Below are 5884 nucleotides of genomic sequence, written 5' to 3' on the forward strand. Positions count from 1 at the left end.
ACTTCGCGTTAATTGAGACCCCTCTCCCTTGAAGCGCCTGGAAGAATGGATAAGAAGAAGGTTGAGACTGTGCCGTTGGCACCAATGGAAAAGGGTGAGAACTCGAATTCGTGAACTGAGAGCCCTTGGGCTCAAAGAACACGAAGTGTTCGAGATCGCTAACACTCGGAAAGGGGCTTGGCGTACGACAAGGACGCCTCAATTGCATAAAGCCCTTGGCAAAGCTACTGGCTTAAGCAAGGGCTGAAGAGTTTAACGCAGAGATATTTTGAACTCCGTCAAGATTGGCGAACCGCCTAGTGCGGACCCGCATGCTAGGTGGTGTGAGGGGACGGGGGTTCGTCACCCCCTCCTACTCGATTTTGCGGTGCCGCAAATGGCGGTGGCGCCTAAGCTTCATGCTGAAGCGGTCGCAAGGCGTTACGCTTTCGCTTTAATCCCAATAAGGGAGCAAGATTTGTTATCGAGAATTCGGGTATTTTAAAACAGAAAATTCTGTTTTATTGAACTCCCCCCGATTTTCGTTGAATGACACGGTATTTTCATTGAATTAGTCTCCAATTTCATTGAATGATGCGTTCCGTTTGTTGAATTGATAAAAACGATTGTCCGGTTGGCTTGCACGTGATCCAAGAAAACGGTTGATATTGACAAATAAAATGTAATATTACATTTAGACTTCTAGCGGTAAGGTCTTGCCGATCTCCCGATTGAATAAAAAATAGGCACAAATGAATGTTTTTCGCTAAAAACGGGGTTGCCGTGCAAAAGGTTGAAATCTTCGTCTGAAGGCGATCGCCTTAACGTTTGTGGATTAATCGTTCTAGTACATCCTGCGGGCGATGTCCCAACTTTTTTGCAAGCAACCGGGCGATCGCAACGCTTATTCGTCGAATCCAGACGAGCCGATTCGAAGTTATACTAGTTATCCACAAATCCTGTGCATAAGTGTCAAAATCTTGTGGACAACATCTGGATAATTCGGTCATCATGGTTCACATTGGCGATGGGGGCCTCAAAAAAATAGGCTGTTTGGAGCTTGCATTTTATATTATCTGTTATATAATTTATATAACAACACAAACGGAGGAGGGATCGGATTTTGCTGTTAGAGCTGGATTTGGAATCGGAACGGCCGCTTTATCAACAGCTCGTCAACGCCATCATCAAGGGGATCGCCACCGGAGAGCTTCAGCCGGGTGAATCGTTGCCGTCCGTTCGGATGTTGGCGCAAGACCTCGGGATAAACATGCACACGGTCAACAAGGCTTACCATTTGTTGAAAGCCGACGGGTTTCTCCACATTCACCGGCAAAAAGGCGTCACCATCGCGTCCGTATTGCCGTCCGCGGATCGCGCGTTCCATGAAAAAACACGGGCGGACCTGGAGCCCATCATCGCGGAAGCCGTCTCCCGGGGGATGGCTGAAGACAACTTTCTGGCGTTGTGCCGATCGCTTTTTGCTGAAATGCGAGCGAAAAGGACGGCAAAAAAATAGTCTCAGGCGGAGAGACATTCGAACGGGCAGAACTGACGAAACAAAAGGATTCAGGACGATCGGAACAAGGGTTAAAGAGAGCGGCTGCTTTTACGTGGTCGGCAGACCATACGTTTTAGAAAAGCTGTCGAAATTTAATTGGAACGAGGGGAGTCGATAGGCTTTCGAAATCCACCGCCATTTAGAGAAGCGGGCGGCTTTCATCCGATCGGATCTAAACACCAGATAAAGGAAGGATTTCTGAACGGTGAAGATACGGATTCAAGCGAAATGTGAAATTTTTAAAAAGCTGAGGATTGAGTTCAAAATTAAGCGTCCTTTCTCGGAATAAGGAAACGCATGGGGAGAACCGAACACGAAACATGCACACGTCCCCTTCATGATAAACACACGGACGCGCGAATCCAAAAGACGATTTTATCGAGGTGAACGCCATGGATCGAACGATCATTTACGGACTGTTTCTCGTGACCTTTGTGCCGATGGCCGTCGTGACGATATGTATGCCGTACTTGACGCGGCGCACGGAAAGCTTTGGCGTGTCGATACCGAAAGACGCCTATCAAAGCGCGGAGCTTGTCCGCCTGCGCAAGGCCTATGTTGCCGCGACGGCGCTCATCGCCGTTTTGTCGGCGCTGATCATGGGATTGTTGAGCCGTTATGAGCTCGCTTTTCCCGCGGTGATCACGACGTACCTCATCGCTTCTTTTGCCGTCTATCTCGTATTTCACAAGAAAATGAAAGCGTTAAAAGCCGAGCGAAATTGGAGCGCCGGGCGCAGGGAACGCCTCGTCGCCGACACGGCCTTTCGCAAACAAAAACTGACTTATTCCAACGCCTGGTTTATGATTCCTTTCGCCGCCAGCTTGTTGACCCTTGTGGCGACGCTTGCCATGTACGACAAAATGCCCGCCCGCATCCCCGTGAAGTATGATTTTCAGGGCCATGTGGTGAGATGGGCGGACAAATCGATTCGCTCCGTGTTTACGTTGCCGGTCCTGCAGTTTTATATGCTCGCCCTTTTCGTGTTCATCAACACCGTCATCGGGCGGTCGAAAGCGCTGATCGATGCTGACAATCCGGAAGCGTCTGTCCGGAAAAACATCGCATTCCGCAGGCGCTGGTCGCTGTTTATCATTTGTACGGGGAGCGCGTTGATCTTTTTGGAAATCTTGATGCAATGGTCGTTCATTTATAAACTGTCGGCCGTATGGCTGATCGCCGGGAACTTCATCGTGCTCGCCTTCATTTTGTTCGGGACGGCGGCGCTGGCCTTGACGACCGGTCAGGGCGGCAGTCGCATTGCCGGCAACGGTCAGGAAAAATCAGCAGTGATCAATCGCGACGATGATCGCTACTGGAAACTCGGCATTTTTTACTTTAACCCCGATGATCCGGCGCTCTTCATAGAAAAACGTTTTGGTGTCGGTTGGACGAATAATTTCGCTCATCCGCTTTCTTGGGTGATTTTGCTCAGCATCGTCGTCGTGCCGATTGTGCTCGTCGTGTTCTTGGCGCGGTGAAAAGGGCGCAAATGATCAATTTTCTTCAAGGTTCGGAACGAAGCGTGAACAAAGTGTTAACGATAGTCTTCCTTTAAGGCTTTCAGCGGGACCTCTTGCTCTTGTTCGGGAAAATCAAGCGGATAAATGCGGGCGGTGTCTTTTTCGTCATCGACGTGTTGGATGTAAACCGGTGTGCCTTTATAGGTCACATTCGCCATCACCGGCGAGGCAGCGATTTCCTTGGCGCGCTGTTTGTCCATGCGTGATCCCTCCATACAATGAATTCACACTTAGTGTCTGTCCGAGGAGCGGCGATTATTCGCGGCATACGATCTTGCCGATCTCTTTATGCAAGAGATGTAAAAAACAAAGACAAAGGGAACGGTCACAGAAACGTTTCGAAGTTCGGACGCCCGCGTATCCAGTTAAAACAGGAGCCGCAGTTCGGCGGCTCCATCCGCCGATTCGAAAACGGACGCGGCAGATTTCACGGGCGGCATGATAAAGAATGGTTTTAAAGCAAAGGAGGCCCATCATGAAAACGAAAATCACGGTCGTCGGCAGCGTGAATATGGATTTGGTGACCGAGGCGGAAGTCCCGCCCAAGTTAGGAGAGACGATTCTCGGGTCGCGGTTTTCCCTTCTGTCCGGCGGCAAGGGCGCCAATCAAGCGGTGGCCGCCGCCCGGCTCGGTGCGGACGTTGCGCTCGTCGCGTGTGTCGGCGAGGATGTCTTCGGAGAACGCGCTCTCGCGAATTTACGGTCGGAAGGCGTGCGGACCGAGGCCGTGCGAATCGTTTCCGGGGAAACGACGGGCACCGCGGCGATCACGGTCACGAACGGGGAAAACAGCATCATTGTCGTGCCGGGTGCGAACGCCCGCCTTTCCGATGCGGACATTCTCCGCGCCGAAGCGGTGCTCCGGGAGAGCGCAGTTGTATTGCTCCAACTGGAAATTCCGATGGCTGCTGTGCTCGCGGCCGCGCGGACGGCAAAAGCCGCCGGAGCGATCGTCATCCTCAATCCAGCCCCGTATCGGCCATTGCCCGATGAACTGTTGGCCGCTGTCGATTTTCTCACGCCGAACGAGCATGAATTTGAGGCGATGCGGCGCACCGGGCTGACCAAAGCCATCGCCGCGAAAACCATCGTGACGAAAGGCAAGAACGGTGCCCAATATTGCGATGGCGCGAAGCATGTGGACGTTCCGGCTTACAGCGTAAAAGCGATTGACACGACGGGAGCGGGAGATGTTTTCAACGCCGCGCTCGCCGTTGCCCTGGCGGAAGGAAGGCCGCTTGCCGATGCCGTAAAATTCGCCAACGCCGCGGGCGCGCTCTCGGTCACCAAACGAGGCGCCCAAACGAGCGCCCCTTATTTGGAAGACGTCCTGCGCTTTCTTGAAAACGGGAGTTTGTGATATGGATGGGAAAACTAAAAAATCAAAGAGCGAGGAACGGCATCCTCGCTCTTTTTTCGGCCTATTTCGTGCTTTTGCTTTGTCGAACCATGAGAGTGATCGTGAACATCGTAATGCCTAAAGCCATCAGCGAAAGGAGAAAGGAGGCCGTGAGCATCACGGTCATCCTTCCATTAAAATCGCTCTTTTTATTCGGTCACAGTGCGGCGAATGGGACATAGAACCATCAGAGAGTCGGACTTCTTCATGATCTTGCACTTTTGCGCCTCGAAAGCAAGCGCAGGAAAGGTGTTTGGCAACAGGTCTTGGTTTTTATCTGAAGCGGGCTGTTAATGGGACGTTATTTTCTAGAGGCTTTTAACAAAATTTTAATCAATAAACCGGCAATGACCGCCGTCACGGCAACACTTAAAAACGCTAAAATTTGGAAAATAACGGTTCCCGGATACATAAGATCCTCCCGTATATTTTTCTAAATTATATCACATTAAAGATTATATGCGTCATATTTACTGTATCCATCTGGTCACCATCACCTGAATATATGGTTATGCAAGCGGGATTGCCCATAAAGCGAGTAAATGGAATGTCACAAATTGGTTGTTTCGGGAGGAAACCATTTATAAGGCTTCTATCCGTGAGCCGGCTCAGGCATAAAAAAAGATATATCTTTATCTCGTGTACTGGAAAAATCGATTGATGAAAAAAAGAGGGCGGGCGAAAGCAAATCCTTGATTTGAGGAGGAGATAAATCTCATATCAATCCGCGGCTTAACGCCCGCTCAAAGGAAAGGATTAAGGCGGTACACCCTTCTCCTTGTAGCGATCTTAACCCCCCGGTCAAAACGACCTTAATCCCAAATGGAGAAAGGATGGTGATGCAGTCGACACGTTCCCCCAATCATCGTGCCGACGGGTGATGACGTATTGATCATATTAGATTGGCCATTACACATTCGTTACAAAATACAAGAAAATGGGGAGGATTTTAGGTCAAGTCCATTTTATTGTGTAAATTTCCCTTTGATAGAAAGATGGACCTGATGACCTGACGTATGGCAGGTAAGTCCGGCAAGTCTCCCTGCCGGTCGCCTTCCCGGACTAATGATCATTGTTGTCAAAGGACAGGCGTGTCAAGGCGCTTTCGCGGCAACTCCTCGCTTCCGAGGTATTTCACGTTCTCCTTGACACGTCGAAGAAATTATCCCACTTTCTTGATCGCCGAAACTTCCTGATTCATCGTTTGAACGCCTAACTCTTTCGTTTTCCGCCACTGCCAATAGTCGGACATATCCAGGTATTTGCGTCCCGATATCCATTTTTCGTCCATTTCGATCAACACGGCGCCTACGAGGCGATACACCGATTCCCGGTTCGGAAAAATGCGGATCACCCGTTCTCTGCGGCGGATTTCCTCATTGAGCCGTTCGATGCCATTGGTTGTGCGCAGGCGCCGCCGGT

Annotated in this window: 5 protein-coding genes; 3 read left to right on the forward strand and 2 right to left on the reverse strand. The window is 50.5% G+C overall.

Annotation, left to right across the window (positions count from 1 at the left end):
• The first annotated feature begins 1102 nt into the window (after positions 1–1102).
• Both CCB157_RS15235 and CCB157_RS15240 read left to right on the forward strand, forming a co-directional pair.
• Positions 1103–1498, forward strand: coding sequence for a GntR family transcriptional regulator (locus CCB157_RS15235; RefSeq protein ID WP_077616723.1), 396 nt, complete (start codon positions 1103–1105; stop codon positions 1496–1498).
• Between the two features lie 434 nt (positions 1499–1932).
• Entirely contained in the window at positions 1933–3021 is a 1089-nt protein-coding gene (locus CCB157_RS15240; protein ID WP_077616724.1) for a DUF1648 domain-containing protein, read from the forward strand.
• A 56-nt stretch (positions 3022–3077) separates the two neighbouring features.
• Here the strand turns inward: CCB157_RS15240 and CCB157_RS15245 are convergent, their stop codons facing one another.
• Positions 3078–3263: a small acid-soluble spore protein H gene (locus tag CCB157_RS15245; RefSeq protein ID WP_077616725.1), complete on the reverse strand. Its 186-nt coding sequence runs from the start codon at positions 3261–3263 to the stop codon at positions 3078–3080.
• A 272-nt stretch (positions 3264–3535) separates the two neighbouring features.
• Between CCB157_RS15245 and rbsK the strand changes: the two genes are divergently transcribed.
• Positions 3536–4423 (forward strand): ribokinase, encoded by an 888-nt coding sequence (gene rbsK / locus CCB157_RS15250; RefSeq protein WP_077616727.1) that lies wholly within the window; start codon positions 3536–3538, stop codon positions 4421–4423.
• A gap of 1201 nt (positions 4424–5624) precedes the next feature.
• On the opposite strand, the gene CCB157_RS15260 is transcribed toward rbsK, so the two are convergent.
• Positions 5625–5884 (reverse strand): transposase (locus tag CCB157_RS15260; protein ID WP_193432315.1); only part of this gene is annotated, 260 nt, incomplete at its 5' end.

It is taken from the genome of Caenibacillus caldisaponilyticus (genome assembly GCF_002003465.1).
GTDB lineage: Bacteria > Bacillota > Bacilli > Bacillales > Sporolactobacillaceae > Caenibacillus > Caenibacillus caldisaponilyticus.